Origin of the sequence: Pandoraea fibrosis, from assembly GCF_000807775.2 — a bacterium.
Taxonomy (GTDB): domain Bacteria; phylum Pseudomonadota; class Gammaproteobacteria; order Burkholderiales; family Burkholderiaceae; genus Pandoraea; species Pandoraea fibrosis.
Genome location: NZ_CP047385.1, coordinates 5,444,769 through 5,468,409 on the forward strand (window position 1 = coordinate 5,444,769; position 23,641 = coordinate 5,468,409).

Below are 23,641 nucleotides of genomic sequence, written 5' to 3' on the forward strand. Positions count from 1 at the left end.
AAGGCATGGCCGGTCTGGACTCGGTGCTGGCCACAACGCTCGCACGGCGACTCGACTCATTGCTCGGTCTCGGACAGGGCGCGTCGTCGACGAACGCGCCGAGCGCCGTTGCCGGCACACAGCCCACGGGTGACGCCACCTCCGCCCTCGGCGACCTCGCCACTCGTACCTCTCCCGCCGCTGTCGGTCTCGGCAACGCGCCGACGCAAACCGCGGCGCGGCTGCCCACTCCCGTTCAGCAGGCAACACTTTCCGCCGCGGCGCGGACCATCGATACGATCCTGCGCCTCGCGCCCGATTCGCCCGGCCCCGTGCAAGCGAGCACACCCGTGTGGCCCGCGGCACCCGGCACCGGCGCACCGGCGCTCGCCCCGCTACTGGCCGCTGCACTGAAGGAAGCCTTGTCGACGAGCGGCCTTTTCTATGAATCGCATCTGGCGCAATGGGCGTCAGGCAGCCGCTCGTTCGAGCAATTGCAGGCCGAGCCGCAATTGCGCTGGCCGGCGTCGGCGAATCTTGCGGCGCAGTTGCGCGCCGCGGGTGCCGACGCCACGCTGCCCGGTCCCGGCCCGCTGACCCGCTTGCTGGGTCCCGCAGCGGCGGAGGCGTCGCTCGCCGCCGCCTGGCCGCTGCCGGGTGCGTCAGGGTCGACGACCACGGGGGCGCCCACACCATCGGGGCAACCGGGACTTCCGGTCCCGCCCGCCGCAGGCGACGCTACCGATGGCGGTCTGCATGCCACCGCCAACTTGCCCAACACTGCGAACGCGTTGGCGCACGCCGCCAGCGTGGCACATGCGACAAGCAGCGTGCTGCCCAGCGGCCGCGAGGGCGATGCATTGCTCGCCGCGACTGGCGACGGCAATACGGCCAATGCCGCGCAGCACGGTCCGGCCGGCGCCATCGCCGCCGTCGCGAATACCCCCGCCGAAAGCGTGACGCTGGTGCGTCAACAACTCGACATGCTGGTCAATCCGCAGTTTCAGTGGAATGGCGCGGCATGGCCGGGCGCATCGATGGAATGGCAAGTCGAAGAGCGCGCCGGACAACCGGCGCCGGGCGAGGCTGCTGCGGCGTCGACATGGCACACGCATCTGCGCTTGACACTGCCCTCGCTGGGCACGGTCGACGTCAATCTGGGCTTGTCTGGACAGCAATTGCAGGCGCGTTTGCTGACTGACTCGATGGCGTCGGCGGATCTGCTCTCCCACGAAGGTGAGGAATTGCGTCAACGATTGGCAGCGGTCGGTCTCATCGCAAGCCAGTTGTCGTTCGGTGCAATGCGCGACGAATCCGATGCCGGTTCTGCGGATGTGGCGGCGCAGCCGGTGGACATTGCGGCAGCCGCGGCAGAAGGCGCGGCCGAAACTGTCGAAAGGACCGCCCCGCCCCCACCGTCTTCCGGAGGTGACGCATGACATTGCCACCGGAACGCCGGGCAGCGGTTGCGCTCGCTTATGGCGCGAAAGACACGGCACCACGCGTGGTGGCGAAAGGCTACGGCCTGCTCGCCGAGACCATCGTGCGCACGGCGCGCGAGCACGGGCTGTACGTCCACGAGTCGCCAGAACTCGTGAGCCTGCTCACACAGGTCGATCTCGATCAGCGAATTCCCGCTCAGCTTTATCAAGCGGTGGCGGAATTGCTCGCATGGCTCTACAAGCTCGAAGCGGGCCGGGGCGGCAAGCCGCCGCCGCTGCCGCCGGGCATCCTTCCCCCCGACGTTCCGGCGAGCCCTTCGGCCGCCATGCCGCCCTCATCTTCGGAACCGTCCGCCTGACTACGCAGGCGCTAAGCCGTGCTGCGATTGATTCATTCACGTTAGCGCGAGACGTTTCCGAATTCCCGTCAGAGCTACCAGGTGTCGTACTTCCGTCGAGCGCCCGTGCATAAGGCTGAGCGCGATATCGTCGTGCCATACCAACGGGGTAGTTTCCCCGCAGTGCACACCATCTCACTAGCATGTCCTTCGAGTGTTTCGGCACGTCTTGCCAAGCACCAATCTTTGGTCATTTCACTAGTCGAGGCTCCCTCATGGACGGCATCCTGAACCCCTTTAATCCCGGCGCCGGCACACCGCCGCCATCGCTTAGCGGACGCGACGACATTCGCGAAACCGTGCGCATATGTATCGAGCGTCTTCGCATCGGTCGGCATTCGAACGGGCAACTTCTAGTTGGTCTCCGCGGTGTCGGCAAGACAGTGCTTCTCGAACGCCTCTTGTACGACACCGAGCAACAAGGCGCGATTACTGTGCAGCTCGAAGCGCCGGAGGTGAAATCACTTCCTGCCTCCCTCGCACCGGCGTTGCGCGTCGCGCTATTGCGCATGAATCAGACACAATCGGCCAGGCACACCGTCGCCCGGGGACTGCAAGCGCTCGCAGGTTTCGTCACCGGGTTGAAAGTGACGTATGCCGGTATCGAAGTCGGTTTGGACTACGCACCCGAACCCGGTCTGGCAGATTGCGGCATTCTTGAACTGGATCTGTGTGCGTTGCTCGTGGAGGTCGGGCGAGCGGCCCGATCTGCGCAAACGGTGCTCGCCATCTTCATTGACGAATTGCAGGGAATGCCGAAACGGGAATTGGCAGCATTGCTTTACTCACTCCATCGATGCGCGCAACTCCAGTTGCCGGTAATTCTGATCGGCGCCGGCCTACCGCCGTTGATCCGGCATATCGGGGATGCGAAGTCTTACGCCGAACGCATGTTCGAAATCTCCGATATCGGACCGCTTTCAGCGGCCGACGCACGCGCCGCCATCATGACGCCGGCGACGCAGGCCGGCGTCGACATCACCGCCGAGGCGCTAGACGAAATCGTGGAGCGAACCGGTGCTTACCCATATTTCCTTCAGCAATGGGGGATGCTCACCTGGACGGTGGCAGACCAGAGTCCGATCACGTCGGATCACGTTCGAGTCGCGTCCAGCGCGGCCATCAACGCACTCGACAACAACTTCTATCGTCTTCGCTTCGAACGCCTCACCCCGGATGAAAAACGTTACCTGCGTGCGATGGCTGAATTGGGCGAAGGTCCGCACGACCTAAGCGATGTCGCCGCCGAGTTCGGTCGGCCAGCTTCTGCACTCGAGCCAATTCGACTCGAACTCATTAGCAAAGGCATGCTTTACAGTGCTCTGCTGGATGAAGCCGCCTTCACCGTTCCGCGCTTTCATGAGTTTCTGAAACGTTTTATGCCAGAGACGCCGGCGCACGCCACGGTGTGACGGAGACACCGGCACATTCAACGCTCGACGCCCCGTCTTTCTCACCGCGCCCCAACAAAAAACCCCGTCATTCGACGGGGCTTCTTCTGCTGCCGGAGAAACCGCCCAACCCGCTATCGCCGTGAAGCGGCAGCCGGTTGAACAAACTCAGACCTGCATATTCATCACGGTTGTGTAGGCCGAAACGAGTTTGTTGCGAACTTGCAGGCTCATTTGAAAGCCGATGTTGGCTTTCTGCAGGTCGACCATGACGTCGTTGAGCGCTACGCCCGGCTCGCCCATTTCGAAGGCACGCGCCTGCGATTCGGCACCGTTCTGCGCCGACGACACACGCTTGAGCGATGCCTCCAGTTCAGACGCGAATCCGCCCGTGGCCGACGCAGCCCCCGCGCCAGCGTTGGACGTGCCCATGATCGAGCCCGCCGCCTGCGACGCAACGCCGCCCAGCTTCTGCAATACCGATTCGATCCCCGGAATGGCCATGTTGCTTGTCCTCAATGAGCACCGGCTGCGCGCGAGATCGCGCCGCTTCGACCGGTTTGCCTTTTATCAGTCACGTCGGAGATTACCACCCTATGGCAAGCCCCCAATACCCTAATTAGCGGCAAAACACCCGCCTAATCCACAGAACGATTCCATATTCGCCAACGAATAATCAGGACCATCGGCATCGTGCGCACCGGGACCGGATTCTTTCCAATCCTTAGCCTCCCTGGAACGTGAGTGCGACGCCACGCGTACCCGGAGAATTCTGTCGCATGTTAGTGAGCACTTCCACCGCGATGAACGTCATATCAACGCCCCTGGCGTGGAGCCGCGCATGAACGCCGCCACCCAGACGGCGGACGTTGCCGCCAAGCCGCCCCTGCTGACGCAGTTGCGCTCGCGCGAGCGCCTGCCGTTGCTCATTGGCGGCGCGGCCCTTGTCGCCCTGCTGATTGCGGTTTTCCTGTGGAGCCGTGCCCCGGACTACAAGGTGCTGTACAGCAACCTGAGCGATCGCGATGGCGGCGCCATCATCACGTCGCTGCAACAGATGAACGTGCCGTACAAGTTCGCCGAGGGCGGCGGTGCCATTCTGGTGCCGTCCGAACAAGTGCATGACGTGCGGCTGCGTCTGGCCTCGCAAGGCTTGCCCAAGGGCGGTCTGGTCGGCTTCGAACTGATGGACAACCAGAAGTTCGGCATCAGCCAGTTCGCCGAACAGGTCAATTACCAGCGCGCGCTCGAAGGCGAACTCGCCCGCTCGGTCGAATCGCTGTCGGCCGTGCAGGCCGCCCGCGTGCATCTGGCGATTCCCAAGCCGTCGGTCTTCGTGCGCGAGCAACAAAAGCCGAGCGCCTCGGTATTGGTCACGTTATACCCGGGCCGCGTACTGGACGACGCGCAAGTCAGCGCCATCGTTCACATGGTCGCCTCGAGCGTGCCGGAACTGCCGGTCAAGAACGTCACGGTGCTCGACCAGAACGGCAATCTGCTCTCCGCCCAGAACGGCAACGCGCTCGGTCTGGACGCCAGCCAGCTCAAGTACGTCCGCGAACTCGAACAGTCGTATGCGCGTCGCGTCGAAGCGATCCTGAACCCGATCGTCGGGCCGGGCAATGTGCACGCGCAGGTGACGGCGGATGTCGACTTCAATCAGGTCGAACAAACCTCCGAGAACTACAAGCCGAATTCGGGCGAGCAGGCGGTACGCAGCCAGCAGAGCAGCGAAGCCACCCAGATCGGCATTACGCCGCCGGGCGGTGTGCCGGGTGCCCTGTCGAACCAGCCGCCGGGTCAGGCCACCGCGCCGGTCACGCAGCCGCAACAACAGTTTGCGCAACAGAACGCCGCCAATCCGGCGAGCGCCGCCAGCGCCCCGCAGGGCCCGCGCAGCGACCGCAAGGACGCCACGGTCAACTACGAGATCGACCGCACGATTCGTCACGTACAGCAGGCCACCGGCGGGCTCAAGCGCCTGTCGGCGGCCATCGTCGTGAACTATCGTCCGGGCACCGACGCGAAGGGCAAGGCCGCGATGGTGGCGCTCACCCAGGCACAACTCGACCAGATTCAGAATCTGGCGAAGGAGGCCATCGGCTTCTCGGGCCAGCGCGGCGACACGCTCAACATCGTCAACAGCCCGTTCACGGTCGAAGCCGATCCGGAAGCCAACCTGCCGTGGTGGCGTCAGCGTCAGAACATCGAACTGGCCAAGCAAGTCGGCAAGTGGGCGTTGATCGGGCTGATCGGCATTTATCTCTGGTTCGGCGTCATACGTCCGGCCATCCGCAAGCACCTCACCCCGCCGCCACCGGCCGAGCCGTCGCTCGCCAGTGCGGCAGGCGGTGCCGCGGGGGCCGAAGGGGCCGACGGCGCGGGTGCCGACGGCGAATCGGGCAAGAGCGGTGAACTCAGCGCTTACGAGCGCAACTTGCAGTACGCGCGCCAAGTCGCGCGACAGGATCCGAAGATCGTGGCAACCGTAGTCAAATCATGGGTAGGTGGTGGCGATGAGCGCGGCTGAGGGACTCCAACGCAGCGCCATCCTCCTGATGTCGCTGGGTGAAGACGAAGCGGCGGAGGTCTTCAAGTACCTCGCGCCACGTGAGGTGCAGAAGCTCGGCGCGGCCATGGCCTCGCTGCGCCAGGTCACGCGCGACCAGATCGCCGACGTGTTGCAGGACTTCGTGCTCGAAGCCGAACAGCATTCCGCGCTTTCGCTCGACTCGTCCGAATACATCCGTTCGGTGCTCAACAAGGCACTGGGTAACGACAAGGCCGCCGGCCTGATCGAGCGCATTCTGCAAGGTGGCGACACCAGCGGCATCGAAGGCCTGAAGTGGATGGATTCCACGGCCGTGGCCGAACTGATCCGTCACGAACATCCGCAGATCATCGCCACGATCCTGGTGCACCTCGACCGCGATCAGGCGTCGGAAGTGCTGGCGCTCTTCACCGAACGTCTGCGTAATGACGTCGTGCTGCGTATCGCTACGCTCGACGGCATTCAGCCGGCCGCGTTGCGCGAACTCAACGACGTGCTCACCAAACTGCTCTCGGGCAGCGAGAACATCAAGCGCAGCCCGATGGGCGGTGTGCGCACGGCGGCGGAAATCCTCAACTATCTGGGCGGTGTGCACGAAGAGTCGGTCATCGAAGCCGTGCGCAACTACGACTCGGACCTCGCGGCGAAGATCGTCGAAGAGATGTTCGTGTTCGAGAACCTGCTCGACGTGGAAGACCGCAGCATTCAGGTGCTGCTCAAGGAAATCGAGTCCGAGTCGCTCATCATCGCGCTCAAGGGCGCGCCGGTCGAATTGCGCGAGAAGTTCTTCAAGAACATGTCGGCGCGTGCCGCCGAACTGCTGCGCGAAGACCTCGAATCGCGCGGTCCGGTGCGTGTCTCGGAAGTCGAAGCCGAACAGAAGAAGGTGCTGCAAGTCGTGCGGCGCCTGGCCGATCAGGGCGCCATCATGATCGGCGGCCGCGGCGACGACGCTTACGTGTAACCGGACGGGGCCCGCGCGTATGTCGACCATCATCCCGAAAGAACGCCTCTCCGCCTGGCAACGCTGGGAGATGGCGTCGTTCGACCCGCCGCCGCCCCCGCCACCGCCGCAACCCAAGCCGCCCAGCCCGCTAGAGGATCCCGCGCTCGTCGAACAGATCGCCGCCTGGCGCGAAGCGGCGCGTGCCGAAGGCCATGCTCAGGGTTACGCCGCAGGTCAGGCCGAGGGCTACGCGGCGGGCCAGGCGGCCGGTCAGCAGGAAGTCGAAGCGCGTGCCGCGCAACTCGCCGACATCGCGCATGGTTTCGGCACCGCCGTGAACGCCATCGATCGCGAAGTCTCCGAACCGCTGCTCGGTCTGGCGCTCGACATTGCGCGTCAGGCCCTGCGTCAGACACTCACCATTCATCCGGAAACGTTGCTGCCGATCGTGCGCGATCTGCTTTCCAACGATCCGCTGACCGGCTCGCCGCGTCTGCTCCTCAATCCGGAAGACGTGGCGCTGGTCGAAGCGCATGTCGGTGCAGAACTGCGCGCCGCCGGCTGGAGCGTGCGGGCCGACCCCGCCATCGAACGCGGCGGCTGCAAGGCCGAAGCCGCCAGCGGCGAGGTCGACGCCACCGTCGCAACTCGCTGGCAACGCGTGATGGCCGCGCTGGGCAAGGATCTGCCATGGTGAACGCCGAACTCACCCCGCTCGCCGCACATGCGCCGGTGCTCCCCAGCACCGAGAACACGCATGACGAAGCGACGCCGAACGCCTCGTCCACGCCCTCGCCGGCGAACGACGGCACGACGCCTTCCGTGCGCCTGTGGGACGAGATCGACACCACCCAACACACCGTGCAGGCCGGCGCCCTGCAACCCGACGATCACGACGAGGCCCCGGTGCCGTCTGAAGCCGCCGAGGCCGCCGATGCGGCCGATGCGGCCGACTCGACCAACGCCGCCGATCCGGCATCCGTCGCGCAGTCCACCGCACCGAAAACCGCTACGCACGCCCTGGGCGCTCGCGAAATCGCACGCGATGCGCATCTGCGTCGCTGGCAGAACACGCTGCGCGAGCGCATCGCGCATGTCCACGCGGTCGAGCCGACCCGCCGTTGCGGCCGTCTCACACGCGCGGCCGGCCTCGTGCTCGAAGCCGTCGGCCTGCGTCTGCCGGTCGGCGCGGGTTGCCTGATCGAACTGCCGGTCCACGATCCCTCGCGCGAACCGGCCACGGCAGAAGCGGAAGTCGTCGGCTTCGGCGGCGATCGCCTGTTTCTCATGCCGCAAACGGAAGTCGCCGGCTTGCTGCCGGGCGCCCGTGTGTTCCCGATGGAACCGGCGGCCGATGGCCCGCTGCCGAGCCAGCGTCACAACGGCAAACGGCTGCCCGTGGGCGAAGCGCTGCTCGGCCGTGTGGTCGACGCCGCTGGCCGCCCGCTCGACGACTTCGGCCCGCTCGGTCTGACCGACAGCGCCTCGCTCGCGTCGGCGCCGATCAATCCGCTGGGCCGCGCGCCCATCGAGTCGGTGCTCGACGTCGGCGTGCGTGCCATCAACTCGCTGCTCACCGTCGGGCGTGGCCAGCGCATGGGCCTCTTCGCAGGCTCGGGCGTCGGCAAGAGCGTGCTGCTCGGCATGATGGCCCGCTTCACGCAAGCCGAAGTCATCGTCGTCGGCCTGATCGGCGAGCGCGGTCGAGAAGTGAAGGACTTCATTGAGAACATTCTCGGGCCGGACGGCCTGGCGCGCTCCGTCGTCGTGGCGGCACCGGCCGACGTCTCGCCGTTGCTGCGCCTGCAAGGCGCGGCATACGCCACGACACTGGCCGAGTACTTCCGCGATCAGGGCAAAGACGTGCTGCTGATCATGGATTCGCTCACGCGCTACGCCATGGCGCAACGCGAGATTGCACTGGCCATCGGCGAGCCCCCGGCCACGAAAGGGTATCCGCCCTCCGTGTTTGCGAAGCTGCCGGCCCTGGTCGAGCGCGCCGGTAACGGTCCCGACGGCGGCGGCTCGATCACGGCGTTCTACACCGTGCTCACGGAAGGCGACGATCAGCAGGACCCGATTGCCGACTCGGCCCGCGCCATTCTCGACGGCCACATCGTGCTGTCGCGTCAGTTGGCGGAATCGGGGCACTACCCGGCCATCGACATCGAACAATCGATCAGCCGTGCCATGGCGGCCCTCATCGACGACGGTCAGTTCGACAAGGTTCGACGCTTCAAACAGATGCTCTCGCGCTATCAGCGCAATCGCGACCTCATCAACGTGGGCGCCTACGCGCCGGGCAGCGATCCGATGCTCGATCAGGCGATCGAGCTGTATCCCCGTCTCGAAAGCTTCCTGCAACAGGGAATGCGCGAGCGGGCCAGTTATCCGGACGCCGTGCACCAGTTGCATGGTCTGTTCCACTAAGCGGAGGCGGCCATGAACTCCACCCTGCCCCTCAAGTTGCTCATCGAACTCGCCCAGAAAGACGTGGACGAAGCCGCCCGGCTGCTCGGCGAACGTCAGAAGCAACGCGCCGAAGTCGAGCGTCAGCTCGAATCGCTGCGCGAGTACCGTCACGAGTACCGCACGCGGATGCAGACGGCGACCCTTCAGGGCATGGCCGGCTGCGACTGGCGCAATTTCCAGCAATTCATCGACACGCTCGACACGGCGATCGGACAGCAAACCATGCTGCTCGAACAGGCTGACGAGCGTCTCGCGGCCGCACGCCGCGAATGGCAGGCGCAGCAGCGCCGCCTGAACTCCTTCGGCACGCTCGCCTCGCGCGAAGCCGCCCGCACTGCCGTGCGGGTCGCGCGTCGCGAGCAGAAGGAAAACGACGAGTACGCCGCGCGCAGTCTGCGCCGCCGTGCCGAATCCCAGATTTGAAGGAAAAGGAAACCGACATGTCGATTCTGAGCTTCCTCACCGATTCCGCCGCGGCGGCCCAGCAGGCGCTGAAGGCCAACCGCGCTGGCGCGTCGAATACCGACGACAGCGGCGTATTGCCGTTCTCCGCCGTGCTCTCGCAGCAGACGCGCCAGACCGTGCAACCCGCCAGCAGCGTGAACAATACCCCGCCGCAAGCGAGCCAGAGCAATCCGTCGACGTCGGGCAACAGCGGCACGAAGTCCACCGACAACAGCGCATCGGCCGCTCAAACCGGACAGACGGGACAGACTGGGCAAACCGGGCAAACGAACGCTTCGAAGACGCCTTCGAAAACGACGACCGCCGACAGCGACAAGGACGAGAACGCCGACGACGAAGCGCAAGCCACTGCGGTGCCCGGCGATCCGGCTGCCGCCCTCGCCGTAGCGCTCGCCGCCATGAACAATGCGCCGCTGCAACCGCAGACACCCGTGCCGCCGACCACCACGGACGCCAGCGCGACGAACGGCAAGCCTGCCACCGGTGCGGCCATCGCCGCTGCCGTCAACGGCGCACTGCAAGCGAGCGGCGCCGCCCAACTGACCGGCCAGCCACCGGCCGGTGCAACGGCCGACGCAAAAACCGCGCCCACGACCGCCAACGCCGGTGCACCGGTCAACGGCACGGGCACGGCGGCCGCCTCGAACGCCAGCAAGACCGGGGGTATCTCGCTCGACACATTGGCCAAGAACGCCACGACAGCGTCGGCGACGCCGACTGCGCAACCGGCCGCCACGGACGCCAAGGCGGCAACGCCGCCGGTGGGCACCGATGCACAGGCCGCGCAACGCATGGCCGACGCGATGGCGCAGGCCCAGGGCAATCGCGACGCCGCCGCACAAGCCACCACCGCCGCCACACAGGCGGCGGCTCAAGCCGCGCAAGCCGCCACGCCTGCCGTCGACGCCCAGCCGCCATTGCCAGCGCAGGCCAATCTGCCGGCCGCCCTTGCACTGAATGCCCGCGTCGGCACGCAAGACTGGAACAATCAGCTTTCGCAGCAAGTGGTATGGCTCTCGTCCGCGCATGCGCAGACGGCACAACTGAGCCTGAATCCGCCCGACCTCGGCCCGCTGCACGTGGTATTGAATGTGGCGAACGACTCCGCGCAAGCCATGTTCGTTTCGCAACACGCAGCGGTACGCGACGCCGTACAGGCCGCGTTGCCGCAACTGCGCGAAAGCCTGGCCAACAACGGCATCGCGCTGGGCAACACGACCGTGAGCAGCGACAACGCCCAGCAGCAAGCCTTCGCACAGCAAGGTGCGAACGGGAATGGCGGCGGGACTGGGAACGGTAGCGGTCAGGGCAACGGACGCGGCACACCAGGCTTCGGTCAGGCCGACGACGCCGCGATTGCCACGACGGTAAGCGTTCCGGTACGCGTGAGCAACGGTCTCGTCGACACGTTTGCCTGATCTCCCGGCCCCGACAGCCACGCATGGAGGGCAGTGAAGCGCGGCGCAAACCAGCGCGACCGGACGTCGCACTGCCCTAAAGCAAGCGGGTTTTTCTGCCGTTAAGACAAAGACGCGAGTTAGACGCGATTGTCCCTTCTTTTCGGCCGATCACCCCTTGGCGGGTTAGCCGACAATCATTACCCAATAGCAGGCGAATACATGGCAAATCCCGCACCGACGCAAGCCGCGGCTCCCTCCGGAGGGGGCATGCGCAAATGGATTCTGTTGATCGTTGCGGTTGCGCTCATGGCCGCCGCGGGTGCGGCAACGGCCGTGTATTTGCTGACCGGACGTAGCGAAGCGGCAAAAGCACCGCCGCCCCCGCCGCCGCCCGTATTCGTCGGCATGGACCCGTTCACGGTGAACCTGTCGGGCGAAGACGGCGAGCGATACCTGCATATCGGCCTCTCGCTCAAGGTGGCGGACGCCGAGACGCAAGCCCGCATCACGCAGCACATGCCGGAAGTGCGCAGCCGTGTGTTGCTGCTGCTGTCGTCCAAGCAGCCGCAGGATCTGGCCACGATCGACGGCAAGCGCCGTCTGGCGAGCGAGATTCGCACCCTGGTCGCGCAACCGTTCGCGGCCAACATGCCGCAGCAGGCCGTGGGCGAAGTGCTGTTCACCGCGTTTGTAATTCAGTGAGTGATTCATGGCGCATGAGGAGTTCCTGTCGCAGGAAGAGGTCGATGCCCTTCTGAAGGGTGTCACCGGCGAACAGGATGACCGGTCCGAGTCGGAAGATCATTCCGGCATCAGGCCATACAACATCGCGACGCAAGAGCGTATCGTGCGCGGGCGCATGCCCACGCTCGAGATCATCAACGACCGCTTCTCGCGACTGTTCCGCATCGCGCTGTTCAACTTCATGCGCCGCAGCGCCGAGATTTCGGTCAGTCCGGTGCGTGTGCAGAAGTACAGCGAATTCATTCGCAACCTGCCCGTCCCGACCAATCTGAATCTGGTCCACATCAAGCCGCTGCGCGGCACGGCGTTGTTCGTGTTCGACCCGAACCTCGTGTTCCTGGTGGTGGACAACCTGTTCGGTGGCGACGGCCGGTTCCACACCCGTGTCGAAGGGCGCGATTTCACGCAGACCGAGCAACGCATCATCGGGCGTCTGCTCGATCTGGTGTTCGAGAACTATGGCGCGTCGTGGAAGCCGGTCTATCCGGTCGAATTCGAATACGTGCGCGCCGAAATGCATACGCAGTTCGCCAACGTCGCCACGCCCAACGAGGTCGTGGTCACCACCACGTTCGATATCGAGTTCGGTTCGGTCGGCGGCGAATTCCACATCTGCATGCCGTACTCGATGATCGAGCCGATGCGCGATCAGCTCTCGAGTCCGTTGCAGGGCGAAACGCTCGAAGTCGACAAGCGCTGGGTGCGTCTGCTCTCGCAGCAGGTGCAGGCCGCCGATGTCGAAATCGTGACCAACCTCGCCCAGATCGACATGACGCTCTCGCAGTTGCTCAACATGCGCGTGGGCGACGTGATTCCGCTCGACGTGCCCGAGGTACTGGAAGCCAAGGTCGACGGCGTGCCCGTGATGGAATGCAATTACGGCGTCTTCAATGGTCAATACGCGCTGCGCGTGAACCAGATGATCAACCATTCGCACAGCGATTACACGAAGGACAACGAGTGATGAGCGATACCCCTCAAACGCCCGGTGAAGACGCCCAGGCCATGGCGGACGAGTGGGCCAGTGCCATGGCGGAGCAGACGGCTGCCGAGCCGGCGCCCGCTGCCGCACCACAACCGGCCGCCGCCCCTGTGTTCCAGCCGCTGGCCGCCACCGCGGGCAATCCCGCCACGACGACGCACAACGACATCGATCTGATTCTCGACATCCCGGTGCAGATGACCGTGGAGCTGGGCCGCACGAAGATCGCCATCAAGAACCTGCTGCAACTGGCGCAAGGCTCTGTCGTGGAACTCGACGGCATGGCCGGCGAACCGATGGACGTGCTGGTCAATGGCTGCCTCATCGCTCAGGGCGAAGTGGTGGTCGTGAACGACAAGTTCGGCATCCGCCTGACTGATATCATCACGCCATCCGAACGCATCCGTAAGCTCAACCGATGATGGCAACAAAAGTCCACGGCAAGCCCGTGCGGCATGCCGTGGCAAGCGCCACGACCTCCCGCACCGATCCCCGTATCGCCCCGGGCGTCCCGCGCACCACGCCCACCATACGGGCCAGGACGGGTCTGACTCGCCTGCGCGGCATCTCCGGCCTCCTGGGCCTCGCCTTCCTGACGATCTCCGGCGCCCACGCGCAAGGCACTGCCTCGCAGGCGGCGGCCGTGCCGAGTCTTGGCGGCGCAGGCATCGTGCAGACGGGGCTCGGCCTCGTGCTCGTGCTGGCCCTGCTGTTCGGCCTCGCGTGGCTCGCCAAACGTTTCGGGCTGCAACGCCCAATGGGCGGTGGCAATGTTCGTATCGTCGGCAGCGCTGCTGTCGGTCAGCGCGAGCGCGTGGTGGTCGTGGAAGTCGCAGGCGACTGGATCGTGCTGGGAGTGGCGCCCGGTCAGGTTCGCAGCCTGCACGTGATCGACGCGGATCGCGTCGCCGATATGCCTGCCGCGCCCAGCGTCGCCCACCCGGGCGCGCAAGCCAACCGCGCCGCGCAGGCCTTTGCGCAAAAACTGCGCGAATCGATGAAAAAGGATTCCTGATGTCGTGTGGCTTGCTGTGCGCCGGAAAGCCTCGGGGTCCGGTGGGTCCGACGCTTGCGCTGGCTTTGGGACTCGGGCTGGGACTGACCTGCCTCGCTTTGCCAGGCACCGCACTCGCACAGGCCACACTGCCCGCGCTGACCACGACACCGGCCCCCGGTGGCGGACAGACGTATTCGCTGTCCGTGCAGACGATGCTGCTGCTCACATCGCTGGGCTTCCTGCCCGCGATGCTGCTGATGATGACCGCGTTCACGCGCATCATCATTGTGCTCTCGCTGCTGCGCCATGCCATTGGCGTGCAGACCTCGCCGCCGAATCAAATCCTGATCGGGCTGGCCCTGTTCCTGACGTTCTTCGTCATGTCGCCGGTCTTCGATCAGGCCTACACCAACGCCTATCAGCCGTTCGCCGCGAACAAGATCAGCTTCGAGCAGGCGATCGACACCGGGGCTAAACCCTTTCACGCATTCATGCTCAAGCAAACGCGTGAAGCCGATCTGGCCCTCTTCGCCAAACTCGCCAAGACCCCGCCGATGAACGGCCCCGAGGATGTGCCGATGCGCATTCTCGTGCCCGCCTTTGCGACGAGCGAACTGAAGACGGCATTCCAGATCGGCTTTACGATCTTCATCCCGTTCCTGATCATCGATCTGGTGGTCGCGAGCGTGCTGATGTCGATGGGGATGATGATGGTCTCGCCTTCCACGGTGTCGCTGCCGTTCAAGCTGATGCTGTTCGTGGTGGTCGACGGCTGGCAACTGCTTCTGGGCTCGCTCGCCCAGAGCTTCACGATGTAGCGACGAGGAACGCGAAATGACTCCGGAAACCGTCATGGCGCTGGCCCATCAGGCAATGCAGGTCACGCTGCTGCTGGCCGCGCCGCTGCTGCTCGTCGCGCTCGTCTCCGGTCTGCTCGTGAGCTTGTTTCAGGCCGCCACGCAGATCAACGAAATGACGCTGTCGTTCATTCCCAAGCTGCTCGCGGTGTTCGTCACGCTGGTCATCGCGGGCCCGTGGATGCTCAACCTGATGGTCGACTACATGCGTCAGTTGCTCACCGGCATTCCCGGCCTCGTCGGGTAAGCCGCGCCGGCTTTGATCAGCTTCACTTACGAACAACTCTCGGGCGTCATCGCGACGTTCCTGTTTCCGTTCGTGCGCCTGCTGGCGTTGTCCATGAGTGCGCCCCTGTTCGGCGACGCGTCCGTGCCCGGCACGGTCAAGATTGGCCTTGCCGCGATTGTCGCGCTGGCGCTCGCGCCGGTCCTCGGGCCGATGCCCGCCGTCTCGCCATTCTCGTGGGAAGGGCTCTGGATTCTCGTCCAGCAGATCATGATCGGCGCGGCGCTCGGCTGGTGCATGCAGATCGTGTTCTCCGCCATCAGCATGGCAGGTGACTTTGTCGGGTTACAGATGGGCTTGTCGTTCGCCACCCTGCTCACCCCGAATAGCGACGGCAGCACCGCCGTGCTGGGCATGCTGCTCAATGTCGTGGCCATGCTGATTTTCCTCGCCACTAACGGCCATCTGGTGATGTTCGCCACGCTCGTGCAGAGTTTCACGGTGTTGCCGATATCCGGCACGCCGATCTCGGTGGCCGGCTGGCATTACCTCGCCATGCTCGGCGGTCAGCTCTTTACGCTCGCGCTCATGCTGTCGCTGCCGCTCGTGGCTGCGCTGCTGATCTGTAATCTGGCGCTGGGCATTCTGAATCGCGCCGCGCCGCAGCTCAATATCTTCGCCGTGGGCTTTCCGCTGACACTGGCCGTCGGCCTCGTGGTACTCGAACTGATGATGCCGCGCATCGCGCCCGTCATGGATCACTTCATCTCCATCGGCATCGACATGATGATGCGCACCACGGCCGCCTTCGTGCCGAAAGCCTGAGCACGCAACACGCGCCGGCACGTTCTGACTCCTGAATGACAACGGGCCACCCGGCAATGCCGCGTGGCCCGCTTTCGCTCGATTCGATACGTGCAGCGCCGCCGCTGCGCGCCGCCCTGGAATCAGAGCAGACTGAACAGCGAGAGTTTCTGCGTCTGGAGGAAGCTCTGCTGCGAAGCCTGCAACGCAGCCTGCAACTGTGCGAACTTCGTTACCGACGAGTTCCAGTCGACATCCAGCAGGTCGGACAACTGCGACTGGTAGTTCAGCGAGTTGGTGTCGCCAATGTTGTTGAGCGTGCTCAACTCGTTCATCCGCGAGCCCGTGGTGGTGCGAATCGTCGTGATGTTGTCGTATGAATTGCCGAACATCTGACTGAACGTCGTCAACGCGTTGTTCAGGTTCGCCTGACCCGTGCCGTTCGTGCTGTTGATCGGTGTCTTGAGCGTGTTGATCAACGCCTGGAGGTTGTCGAATACGTTCGTGTTGCCCTTGCCCGCCGGCTGCACGGTGTAGTTGTCGCCGTTGGCCGGGGTGCCGGTAAAGGTGACCGTCTTGCCGCCGAAGCTGATCGGCTGGCCAGCCGTGTACGCGCCGGTCACGTCGGCCACCGTGGTGTCCGTCATGTCCTTGACCGTGTAGTTGGTTGTGGGCGGCGTGGTCGTGCTGTCGATCGCAAAACTGATCTGATACTGGTGGTTCGCACCCGCATTGGTCACATCGGTCGTCGACACCGTTGAATAGACGGCAGTGCCCTGATTGGCGGTGCTGCCGCTGATCAGCGTACCGGCGGTGCCCGCCTGAATGCCTTCGAAAATGCTCGATCCGATATCGTTGGTCGCGATCTGGCGGTTCGGGCTCACCTGAACGTAACGCACGCCCGTGTCGCCCGCATAAGACGCGCCCGTCGCCGACGCCACATACGCCGCCGAGTTGCCCATATAGCCCGAGAACAGATACTGACCGTTGGCATCGGTCGTATTGGCGAGCGAAAGCAACTGCTGAAAGCTCGATTGCAGGTCGGTGGCGATCGTGGCGCGATCATTGTCGTTGAGCGTGGCGTTGCCCGCTGCGACGACCTGTGACATGACATGTTGCAACGTGTTGACGATGCTGCCGAAGGTCGAATCCTCAAGCTGCAACTGCGTGTTCGCCGACGCGCGATTCGACGCGTACTGCGTGTTCATGTCGTTGTCCTGCGATACCGCCACCGCTTGCGCCGACGCAATCGGGTCGTCGCTCGGCGTGGTCACCCGTTTGCCCGACGAGAGCTGCGCCTGGGTGTTAAGCAGATCAGAGGTGTTCTGGCTCATCGAGCGCATTCCCTGATCGAAAATCATGTTGGTGCTGATACGCATCATCTTGCCCCTGCGCTTAGTTGACCATCTGGAGGATGGTGTCGAACAGCGTCGACGCGGTCTGAATCACCTTCGAGTTGGCCTGATAGAGCTGCTGATACTTGATCAGGTTGGCCGCTTCTTCGTCGAGGTTCACGCCGGAATTGGATGACTGAGCTTCCTGCGTCTGCTGCAACAGCGTTTGCTGCGCGGCGCTGGTCGACTTGTAGGTGTTCGTGGTCGAACCGACATACGAGACGAGGTTCGCATAGGCCGACGCGTAGCTCTGCGAGCCCCCCACCTTGGACTTGTCGTTCTGCAATGCCGACAGGGCCAGTCCGTTGCGGTTGTCGGTCACCGCGCCCGAGGTGTTCGGCGCGATCGTGAACGTGTCGCCGTTGTTCGGCGTACCGGTCAGGTTGACCGTCATGCCGTTCATGGTGATCTTCGCGCCGTTGGCGGCGTCATACGGCACGGTGTCGCCGGCGGCATAGGAGGTCGTCACGCCGTTGACCGTCACGGTCATCGGCGACGGTGCGACCAGCGTGAGCGCGCCGGTCGTGGCGTCCTTGCTGAAGGTGAAGTTGACCGGCGAGGTCAGCACGTTCGACAGGTAGGACGCGTCCACGCTGCCCTGATCGACCTTGAGCGAGCCACCGTTGCCGGTGCCCGTCGAGGCGATGATCGGCGCGGCAAGTGCGATCTTGCCCGGATCGGTGATGGCCACTCCGATGTTCTGGGCGGCATTGCGCGTGGGCTGAATCGTGAAGCTGTCGCCCGCGACCATGCCGCCTGTCGTCACCGAGAAGCCATCGGCAAACGCGGCACCACTGCTGTCCTGGAAGGCCAGAGCGGCGCCCGGCGTGGCCGGTGCACCGGCAGTCCACTTTGCGCCGTCTGTCAGTCGCGTGAGCGTGTAGTTGGTGCCGTCGTAACTCACGGTGTAGTCGCTAGCGGTCACCTTCGAGGCATCGGTGATCGAGGCGTTGAGCGTGGCTGCGTTGGAGTTGCTCGTGTTCGCGATGATCGTCGGGTTCGGTACGGAGAAGAAGTTGCCACCGAGTTGGCCGTACAGATCCAGACCCAATTGGTTCTGCGCGTTAAAGGTGCCCGCCAGCGACAGGGCGATCTGACCGAGGGAGTTCTGCGCTTGCGTGAGCGCGCCGCTGCGGAACGACAACAGCCCCGCCAGCGAGCCGCCAGTGATCGACGACTCCGGAATCGCGACCTTCGTGCCGTTGCCCATCACATAAGCGACGGTCAGTTGCGACGGGTCGCTCGTCGACGGGATCGTCGTGAGCTGATACGCCGAGTTGCCCGATACCAGCGTCTGACCGTTACCGATGAACACGTTGTATGAACCGCTGCTGTCCTTGACGACGTTCGTCTGGACGATGGCATTCAGGTTGGCGATGGCCTGGTCGCGCTGATCGAGCAGGTCGTTCGGCGTAGCGCCACTGCCATTGGCCTGCGCCTGTACGATCGCATCGTTGAGGGTAGCGATCTGCTTGGCGTAGGTGTTGATCTGGTCGGTCGACTGCGTAATATTGCCGTTCACGGCGGTGCGCAACGACGACAACGTGCCCGAGAGCGACTGGAACATGCTCGTGAGCGTTTGCGCCGACGAAATCACCGTCGCACGCGTGGCCGAATTGTTCGGCGCGGTCACGATCGTTTGCAGGTTCGTAAAGAACGTGGACATCGAGGCCGACAAGCCGGTCGTGGAGCTACCCAGCGCGTTGTTGATCTGCGAGATCTGCTGGTAATAGGTGTTGAGCTGGCTGTACTGGGTCTGCGCCTGATTGACCTGATTCGCCAGGAACTGGTCGTACACGCGCGACACGTCGGTCACGAGCACGCCCTGACCGAGGTAGCCCATGCCCGTGAACTGGCTGTTCTGCTGCGCGTAGTTGACGATCTGGCGGTTATAACCGGCCGTCCCCGAATTGGAGATGTTGTTGCCGGTGGTATTCAGGGCGAACTGGGAAGCGTTCAGCCCGCTCATGCCAATATTGATTAGGCTCATGATCTCGCGGCTTGATTTGGAGGCACGCCCCGCGGCCAAAGGCCCGCTCGCGCACCGTTACCGATGTGTTTACGGCAGCCCGGCGGCAATATTGAGGCCACCGCGCCAGATGATGTCGTCCCGTTTTCCGTACTGCCTGCCGGCCAATCGCCGAGCGCCCCTGCGCGCCTTGCGCTCAGGCGAAGTGCTTCATGATCTTCATGAGCTTGCTGGCGTACTGCGGATCGGTCGCGTAGCCGGCGCGCTGGAGATTCGTGGCAAAGCCAGCGGCGTCGTTGGCGCTTGCCACGACCGACGCGTACCGCGGGTTCTTGGAGATCAGGTTCGCGTAATCGGCGAATGCCTCGTCGTATGAGCCGTAGGCCCGGAACTTGGCCATGACTTTGCGCGGCTGCCCGTTCACGTACTCCGTCGTGGCCACTTCCACGGTCGGACCGTTCCAGTTCTTGCCCGCCTTGATGCCGAATACGTTGAAGCTGGTGCTGCCGTCGCTGCGGCGGATTTCCCGCTTGCCCCAGCCGGACTCGAGCGCCGCCTGGCTCAGCATGAAGCGCGCCGGAATGCCGCTTTGCGCGCTGGCGTTCTGCGCGGCCGTGGCCATGCGGTCGACGAATTCGCCCGCGGCGGCCGGTGCGCCGTCGGCCACACCGATAGCGTCGGCCGAGTTGTAGGCGCGCCCCTGAAGCGACTGCTGACGCCCCATGGCGGCAGGCGGAAGCGTGGTGCCAGTATTGGCAAGCTGCTTGAGCATCAGATCGGCCAGACCGATGCCCTTGTGCGACGCGAATTGCTGGGCAAGCTGGTCGTCGAGCATGCCGTTGAACATCTTTTCCTGATCGTTGCCGAGCAGCCCGCCGGACATCGTGGCCTCACGCATGCTCTTCATCATCATTTGCGTGAAGACGGCCTCGAACTGCTTGGCGGCCTGCTGCGTGGCCTGTGGCGTCTGCTGGTGCGCCGCAGCGCGCAGGGCGGTGAGGCCCTGCATGTCATACGTGGCGCGCTGCGTCAGGTCGGGAACGGTCTTGCCCGCTGCGCCGGTGAGTCGGTTGCCGTCGGCCATATCAGATGATCTCCAGATCGGCGCGCAGGGCGCCCGAGGCCTTCATGGCCTGCAGAATCGACATCAGGTCAGCCGGACTCGCACCCAGCGAGTTCAGCGCCTTGACGACGTCGGCGAGGTTGGCGCCCGCTTTGACCATCTTGAGCGCGTTGTTCTCCTGTTGAACGGAGATCTGCGAATTCGGGGCCACCACCGTCTGCCCGCCCGAGAACGGCGCCGGCTGGCTCACGTTGTTCTGCGTATCGATGACCACGGACAGATTGCCGTGCGCCACCGCGCATTGCTGGATCGTCACGTTCTGGTTCATCACGACCGAACCGGTCCGCGCATTGATGATCACACGCGCGGCCGTATTGTCCGGACGCACTTCCAGACTCTCGAGTTGGGCCAGAAATTGCACGCGCGACGCCGGGTCGGTGGGCGTGCGCAGGAGAATCACGCGGCCGTCCAATGCCTGTGCGGTGCCGTAGCCGAAGCGACGATTCACGGCGTCGACCACGCGCTGCGCGGTCGAGAAGTCGGTGGCGTTCAGTTCCATCTGCACCGTGCCCGGCTGGCCACCCATGGCCGTCGGCACGGCGCGCTCGACGATCGCGCCGCTCGGGATGCGGCCCGAGGCCAACTGGTTGATGGTCACGCTCGAACCGTTGGCCGACGCGCCAGCGCCGCCGATCAGCAAGTTGCCCTGAGCAAGCGCGTAGACCTGCCCGTCCGGTCCCTTGAGCGGCGTCATGAGCAGCGTACCGCCGCGCAAGCTCTTCGCATTACCCATCGACGACACCACCACGTCGATGGCCTGCCCCGGGCGCGTGAATGCCGGCAGCGTGGCCGTCACCATCACGGCCGCCACGTTCTTCAACTGCATGTTGGTGCCGGGCGCCACCGTGATGCCCAATTGCGAAAGCATGTTGGTCATGCTCTGCACGGTGAACGGCGTCTGCGTGGTCTGGTCGCCCGAGTTATCGAGGCCGGCCACGAGACCGTAGCCGATCAGCTGGTTGTCGCGCACCCCTTGAATCGACGCCAGTTCCTTGAGCCGTTCGGCGTGTGCAGCGCCCGGCGTCAGCAATGCGGCAGCGGCCGTGCCCGCCACGGCCAGCGTGGCAACGACGCGGCGGGCTGCCTGGCGAAGGTGACGGTGATGGGGCGCGCGGCGCGACAGGAACGACATGATCGACATCAGAAAGGCGAAACGTTGAGGAAGAAGCGCTGCAGCCAGCCCATGGTTTCGGCTTCATTGATGTAGCCCTTGCCACGGTATTCGATGCGCGCATCGGCCACCTGCGTCGAAGGCACGGTGTTTGCGCCCGAAATGGTCTGCGGGGCGACGATCCCCGAAAACTTGATGTACTCCGTGCCCTGATTGATGGCGATCTGCTTCTCGCCGGCCACCGCGAGGTTGCCGTTGGAGAGCACGTCCATCACGGTCACGGTGATCTGCCCGGAGAACACGTTGTTGGCATTGGCCGCGCCCTTGGCATCGAACTTGTTCGCGCCGCTCGCGTCCAGTGCCTGATTGTTCAGCACGCCGCCAATCACGCCCGGCGTCTGGTTCAGCGTCAGGTTGCCGCTGCCCGCACGGGTTGTATTGGCCGCCGAGTTCTTGCTCGCCGCCGTGTTTTCGTTGATGACGATCGTGAGAATGTCGCCAACGTTACGCGGACGGCGATCTTCGAACAGCGGACGGTTCGAATACAGCGGACGGTAGATCGAGCCCTCCGGATCGGCCGCCACCGGCGGGGGCGGCGGGCGCGTCGTCGTCGGGCCGGTCACCACCGGCTCTTGCGGGACGTAGGCACAGCCCGCGAGACCGCTCAGCGCGGCAGCGGCGACGAGCGCTAAGTACCGCACGTGGCCAGCGCTGCGTTGAGTAACGGTCGTTGAAGCGGACATATCGACGTTCATTCCTAAGGACGTTCAGCGGACGAACCGCTGCTTACATCTGCGTCAGACGTTGCAGCATCTGATCGGATGCCGTGACCGCCTTCGAATTGATTTCATAGGCACGCTGCGCCGAAATCATGTTCACCAGCTCTTCGACCACGTTCACATTCGACGTTTCGACGTAGTTCTGGTTGAGCACGCCGGCACCGTTCGTGCCCGGCTGTGCGACATTCGGCGCCCCCGAGGCGGCCGTCTCGGCGTACAGGTTCTCGCCCAGGCTTTGCAGGCCGGCGTTGTTGATGAACGTGGCGAGCTGGAACGTACCGATCTGCACGTTGGCCGTGCTGCCCGGCTGCGTGACCGAGACCGTCCCGTCGCGCGCGATGGTCAGCGACAGGGCGTTCGCCGGAATCGTGATGGCCGGCTGAATCGGGAAGCCCGATGCCGTCACGAGCTGGCCGTTGTTGTCGACCTGGAACGAGCCGTCGCGCGTGTAGGAGGTCGTGCCGTCCGGCATGAGCACCTGGAAGAAACCGTCGCCGTTGATGGCCACATCCTTGGCGTTGCTCGTCGAGGTCAGGTTGCCCTGAGTGAAGATGCGCTCGGTCGCGGCCGGGCGCACACCGGTGCCCAGTTGCAGGCCCGAGGGCAGCAACGTCTGCTGCGACGACTGCGCGCCAGGCTGGCGGATCGTCTGATACAGCAGATCCTCGAACACCGCGCGGCCCTTCTTGAAGCCGTTCGTGCTGGTGTTGGCGAGGTTGTTCGAAATCACGTCCATGTTCGTCTGCTGGGCGTTCATGCCGGTGGCAGCGATGTAGAGCGAACGGATCATTGGGTCATTCTCCCCGTGTACGGTGACGGCGCCGGGTCATCGAGGACCCTGGACACCGTCCTCGCGTTAGCTGAAGTTCAGCAACTGGTTGGCGGTTTGCTCATTGGTATCGGCGCTCGAGAGCATCTTCATCTGCATCTCGAAAGCCCGCGACTGCGAAATCATGTTCACCAGGCCACTGACCGGATTGACGTTGCTGGCCTCGATCGAGCCTGCGACCACCACGACATTCGGATCGACTTGCGCCGGTGCGTTATTCGCCGTGCGGAACAGGCCGTCGTCGCCGCGCACCAGATTGCCTTCCGGCGGATTCACCAGCTTCAACTGCCCCATGACGGCGATGGAGTTGGGCGGATCGCCCTGCCCCAGCGCCGAGAGCGTGCCGTCGGTGCCGATGGTCACGGCCGCGCCCGGGGGCACGGCGGCCGGACCGGCATCGGTCATCACCGGCAGCCCGTGCAGCGTGATCTGACCGTCGGCCGTCATTTCGAGGTTGCCGCCCCGGGTGTAGGCTTCGCGGCCTTGTGCGTCGCGCACGGCCAGCCAGCCCTGTCCCTGAATGGCAACGTCGAGCGCCCGGCCGGTCTGTTGCATCGCGCCCGGCGTGAAGTCGGTGCCCGGCGTCGACGTGGTCACGAACGTGCGCGTGCCCGTCGTGCCGTCTGCGCCACGCACGGGGGTCTGGCGGAACGCCGCGAGCTGGGCGCGAAAGCCCGGCGTCGACACGTTCGCCAGATTGTTGGCGGTGGTCGATTGTTGCTCCATCGCCTGCTTCGCGCCCGTCATGGCGATATAGATCAGACGATCCATCGACAACCTCC

At 64.5% G+C, this 23,641-nt stretch carries 24 protein-coding genes; 16 read left to right on the top strand and 8 right to left on the bottom strand.

Features of this window, described 5'->3' with window-relative positions:
* The first annotated feature begins 5 nt into the window (after positions 1-5).
* The 3 genes from fliK (at position 6) to PI93_RS24035 (ending at position 3,231) form a co-directional block, all read left to right on the top strand.
* Complete coding sequence (gene fliK / locus PI93_RS24025; protein WP_039366493.1) at positions 6-1,418, top strand: flagellar hook-length control protein FliK; 1,413 nt, start codon at positions 6-8, stop codon at positions 1,416-1,418.
* Positions 1,415-1,780 (top strand): EscU/YscU/HrcU family type III secretion system export apparatus switch protein, encoded by a 366-nt coding sequence (locus PI93_RS24030; protein WP_080759036.1) that lies wholly within the window; start codon positions 1,415-1,417, stop codon positions 1,778-1,780. The genes fliK and PI93_RS24030 overlap by 4 nt, the downstream gene beginning before the upstream one ends.
* Positions 1,781-2,034: 254 nt before the next feature.
* Positions 2,035-3,231, top strand: a complete 1,197-nt coding sequence (locus PI93_RS24035) for an ATP-binding protein (protein ID WP_039366490.1) — start codon at positions 2,035-2,037, stop codon at positions 3,229-3,231.
* 147 nt (positions 3,232-3,378) lie between these two features.
* Here the strand turns inward: PI93_RS24035 and fliE are convergent, their stop codons facing one another.
* Positions 3,379-3,714, bottom strand: coding sequence for a flagellar hook-basal body complex protein FliE (gene fliE, locus PI93_RS24040; protein WP_039366487.1), 336 nt, complete (start codon positions 3,712-3,714; stop codon positions 3,379-3,381).
* A 337-nt stretch (positions 3,715-4,051) separates the two neighbouring features.
* On the opposite strand from fliE, the gene fliF reads away from it, so the two are divergent.
* The 13 genes from fliF (at position 4,052) to fliR (ending at position 15,675) form a co-directional block, all read left to right on the top strand.
* Complete coding sequence (gene fliF, locus PI93_RS24045; RefSeq protein ID WP_039366484.1) at positions 4,052-5,740, top strand: flagellar basal-body MS-ring/collar protein FliF; 1,689 nt, start codon at positions 4,052-4,054, stop codon at positions 5,738-5,740.
* On the top strand, positions 5,727-6,725 hold the full coding sequence (gene fliG, locus PI93_RS24050) for a flagellar motor switch protein FliG (RefSeq protein ID WP_039366481.1): 999 nt from the start codon (positions 5,727-5,729) through the stop codon (positions 6,723-6,725). The genes fliF and fliG overlap by 14 nt, the downstream gene beginning before the upstream one ends.
* Before the next feature lie 19 nt (positions 6,726-6,744).
* The gene (gene fliH, locus PI93_RS24055) at positions 6,745-7,404 is read left to right on the top strand and encodes a flagellar assembly protein FliH (RefSeq protein ID WP_039366477.1); all 660 of its coding nucleotides are present in this window, start codon (positions 6,745-6,747) and stop codon (positions 7,402-7,404) included.
* The gene (gene fliI, locus PI93_RS24060) at positions 7,398-9,137 is read left to right on the top strand and encodes a flagellar protein export ATPase FliI (protein WP_236105675.1); all 1,740 of its coding nucleotides are present in this window, start codon (positions 7,398-7,400) and stop codon (positions 9,135-9,137) included. Before fliH ends, fliI begins: the two co-directional genes overlap by 7 nt.
* A 12-nt stretch (positions 9,138-9,149) precedes the next feature.
* Complete coding sequence (gene fliJ, locus PI93_RS24065; protein WP_039366474.1) at positions 9,150-9,602, top strand: flagellar export protein FliJ; 453 nt, start codon at positions 9,150-9,152, stop codon at positions 9,600-9,602.
* A 17-nt stretch (positions 9,603-9,619) separates the two neighbouring features.
* Complete coding sequence (locus PI93_RS24070) at positions 9,620-11,062, top strand: flagellar hook-length control protein FliK (protein ID WP_052240421.1); 1,443 nt, start codon at positions 9,620-9,622, stop codon at positions 11,060-11,062.
* Between the two features lie 201 nt (positions 11,063-11,263).
* Positions 11,264-11,746 carry a flagellar basal body-associated protein FliL gene (fliL, locus tag PI93_RS24075; protein ID WP_039366471.1) on the top strand — a complete coding sequence of 161 codons (483 nt, stop codon included), beginning with the start codon at positions 11,264-11,266 and terminating at the stop codon, positions 11,744-11,746.
* Between the two features lie 7 nt (positions 11,747-11,753).
* On the top strand, positions 11,754-12,752 hold the full coding sequence (gene fliM, locus PI93_RS24080) for a flagellar motor switch protein FliM (RefSeq protein ID WP_039366468.1): 999 nt from the start codon (positions 11,754-11,756) through the stop codon (positions 12,750-12,752).
* Positions 12,752-13,192, top strand: a complete 441-nt coding sequence (gene fliN, locus PI93_RS24085) for a flagellar motor switch protein FliN (protein WP_039366465.1) — start codon at positions 12,752-12,754, stop codon at positions 13,190-13,192. The genes fliM and fliN overlap by 1 nt, the downstream gene beginning before the upstream one ends.
* Positions 13,189-13,785, top strand: a complete 597-nt coding sequence (gene fliO, locus PI93_RS24090) for a flagellar biosynthetic protein FliO (protein ID WP_144400380.1) — start codon at positions 13,189-13,191, stop codon at positions 13,783-13,785. Before fliN ends, fliO begins: the two co-directional genes overlap by 4 nt.
* The gene (fliP, locus tag PI93_RS24095) at positions 13,785-14,585 is read left to right on the top strand and encodes a flagellar type III secretion system pore protein FliP (protein ID WP_039366462.1); all 801 of its coding nucleotides are present in this window, start codon (positions 13,785-13,787) and stop codon (positions 14,583-14,585) included. Before fliO ends, fliP begins: the two co-directional genes overlap by 1 nt.
* Before the next feature lie 16 nt (positions 14,586-14,601).
* The gene (fliQ, locus tag PI93_RS24100) at positions 14,602-14,871 is read left to right on the top strand and encodes a flagellar biosynthesis protein FliQ (RefSeq protein ID WP_010807718.1); all 270 of its coding nucleotides are present in this window, start codon (positions 14,602-14,604) and stop codon (positions 14,869-14,871) included.
* Positions 14,872-14,883: 12 nt separating this feature from the next.
* Entirely contained in the window at positions 14,884-15,675 is a 792-nt protein-coding gene (gene fliR, locus PI93_RS24105) for a flagellar biosynthetic protein FliR (protein WP_039366456.1), read from the top strand.
* A gap of 122 nt (positions 15,676-15,797) precedes the next feature.
* On the opposite strand, the gene flgL is transcribed toward fliR, so the two are convergent.
* The 7 genes from flgL to PI93_RS24140 form a co-directional block, all read right to left on the bottom strand.
* Complete coding sequence (flgL, locus tag PI93_RS24110) at positions 15,798-17,036, bottom strand: flagellar hook-associated protein FlgL (RefSeq protein ID WP_080759035.1); 1,239 nt, start codon at positions 17,034-17,036, stop codon at positions 15,798-15,800.
* Between the two features lie 13 nt (positions 17,037-17,049).
* A complete protein-coding gene (gene flgK / locus PI93_RS24115) occupies positions 17,050-19,038 on the bottom strand; it encodes a flagellar hook-associated protein FlgK (protein WP_039366452.1) in 1,989 nt (662 codons plus the stop codon).
* Between the two features lie 175 nt (positions 19,039-19,213).
* Positions 19,214-20,101, bottom strand: a complete 888-nt coding sequence (flgJ, locus tag PI93_RS24120; RefSeq protein ID WP_052240419.1) for a flagellar assembly peptidoglycan hydrolase FlgJ — start codon at positions 20,099-20,101, stop codon at positions 19,214-19,216.
* A 1-nt stretch (position 20,102) separates the two neighbouring features.
* A complete protein-coding gene (locus PI93_RS24125) occupies positions 20,103-21,272 on the bottom strand; it encodes a flagellar basal body P-ring protein FlgI (RefSeq protein WP_370834583.1) in 1,170 nt (389 codons plus the stop codon).
* An 8-nt stretch (positions 21,273-21,280) separates the two neighbouring features.
* On the bottom strand, positions 21,281-21,994 hold the full coding sequence (locus tag PI93_RS24130) for a flagellar basal body L-ring protein FlgH (protein WP_039366449.1): 714 nt from the start codon (positions 21,992-21,994) through the stop codon (positions 21,281-21,283).
* A gap of 43 nt (positions 21,995-22,037) precedes the next feature.
* Complete coding sequence (gene flgG, locus PI93_RS24135; RefSeq protein ID WP_039366446.1) at positions 22,038-22,820, bottom strand: flagellar basal-body rod protein FlgG; 783 nt, start codon at positions 22,818-22,820, stop codon at positions 22,038-22,040.
* 66 nt (positions 22,821-22,886) lie between these two features.
* Complete coding sequence (locus PI93_RS24140; RefSeq protein WP_039366443.1) at positions 22,887-23,630, bottom strand: flagellar basal body rod protein FlgF; 744 nt, start codon at positions 23,628-23,630, stop codon at positions 22,887-22,889.
* Positions 23,631-23,641: the final 11 nt, after the last annotated feature.

Coding starts and splice junctions, on each gene's coding strand:
- PI93_RS24035 (WP_039366490.1), top strand. CDS start 2,035: ATGGACGGCATCCTGAACCCCTTTAATCCCGGCGCCGGCACACCGCCG.
- flgG (WP_039366446.1), bottom strand. CDS start 22,820: ATGATCCGTTCGCTCTACATCGCTGCCACCGGCATGAACGCCCAGCAG.
- PI93_RS24030 (WP_080759036.1), top strand. CDS start 1,415: ATGACATTGCCACCGGAACGCCGGGCAGCGGTTGCGCTCGCTTATGGC.
- fliN (WP_039366465.1), top strand. CDS start 12,752: ATGAGCGATACCCCTCAAACGCCCGGTGAAGACGCCCAGGCCATGGCG.
- flgL (WP_080759035.1), bottom strand. CDS start 17,036: ATGATGCGTATCAGCACCAACATGATTTTCGATCAGGGAATGCGCTCG.
- fliI (WP_236105675.1), top strand. CDS start 7,398: ATGGTGAACGCCGAACTCACCCCGCTCGCCGCACATGCGCCGGTGCTC.
- fliP (WP_039366462.1), top strand. CDS start 13,785: ATGTCGTGTGGCTTGCTGTGCGCCGGAAAGCCTCGGGGTCCGGTGGGT.
- fliG (WP_039366481.1), top strand. CDS start 5,727: ATGAGCGCGGCTGAGGGACTCCAACGCAGCGCCATCCTCCTGATGTCG.
- PI93_RS24125 (WP_370834583.1), bottom strand. CDS start 21,272: ATGTCGTTCCTGTCGCGCCGCGCGCCCCATCACCGTCACCTTCGCCAG.
- fliQ (WP_010807718.1), top strand. CDS start 14,602: ATGACTCCGGAAACCGTCATGGCGCTGGCCCATCAGGCAATGCAGGTC.
- PI93_RS24130 (WP_039366449.1), bottom strand. CDS start 21,994: ATGTCCGCTTCAACGACCGTTACTCAACGCAGCGCTGGCCACGTGCGG.
- fliF (WP_039366484.1), top strand. CDS start 4,052: ATGAACGCCGCCACCCAGACGGCGGACGTTGCCGCCAAGCCGCCCCTG.
- fliO (WP_144400380.1), top strand. CDS start 13,189: ATGATGGCAACAAAAGTCCACGGCAAGCCCGTGCGGCATGCCGTGGCA.
- fliK (WP_039366493.1), top strand. CDS start 6: ATGGCCGGTCTGGACTCGGTGCTGGCCACAACGCTCGCACGGCGACTC.
- fliM (WP_039366468.1), top strand. CDS start 11,754: ATGGCGCATGAGGAGTTCCTGTCGCAGGAAGAGGTCGATGCCCTTCTG.
- fliL (WP_039366471.1), top strand. CDS start 11,264: ATGGCAAATCCCGCACCGACGCAAGCCGCGGCTCCCTCCGGAGGGGGC.
- fliJ (WP_039366474.1), top strand. CDS start 9,150: ATGAACTCCACCCTGCCCCTCAAGTTGCTCATCGAACTCGCCCAGAAA.
- PI93_RS24140 (WP_039366443.1), bottom strand. CDS start 23,630: ATGGATCGTCTGATCTATATCGCCATGACGGGCGCGAAGCAGGCGATG.
- fliE (WP_039366487.1), bottom strand. CDS start 3,714: ATGGCCATTCCGGGGATCGAATCGGTATTGCAGAAGCTGGGCGGCGTT.
- PI93_RS24070 (WP_052240421.1), top strand. CDS start 9,620: ATGTCGATTCTGAGCTTCCTCACCGATTCCGCCGCGGCGGCCCAGCAG.
- fliH (WP_039366477.1), top strand. CDS start 6,745: ATGTCGACCATCATCCCGAAAGAACGCCTCTCCGCCTGGCAACGCTGG.
- flgJ (WP_052240419.1), bottom strand. CDS start 20,101: ATGGCCGACGGCAACCGACTCACCGGCGCAGCGGGCAAGACCGTTCCC.
- flgK (WP_039366452.1), bottom strand. CDS start 19,038: ATGAGCCTAATCAATATTGGCATGAGCGGGCTGAACGCTTCCCAGTTC.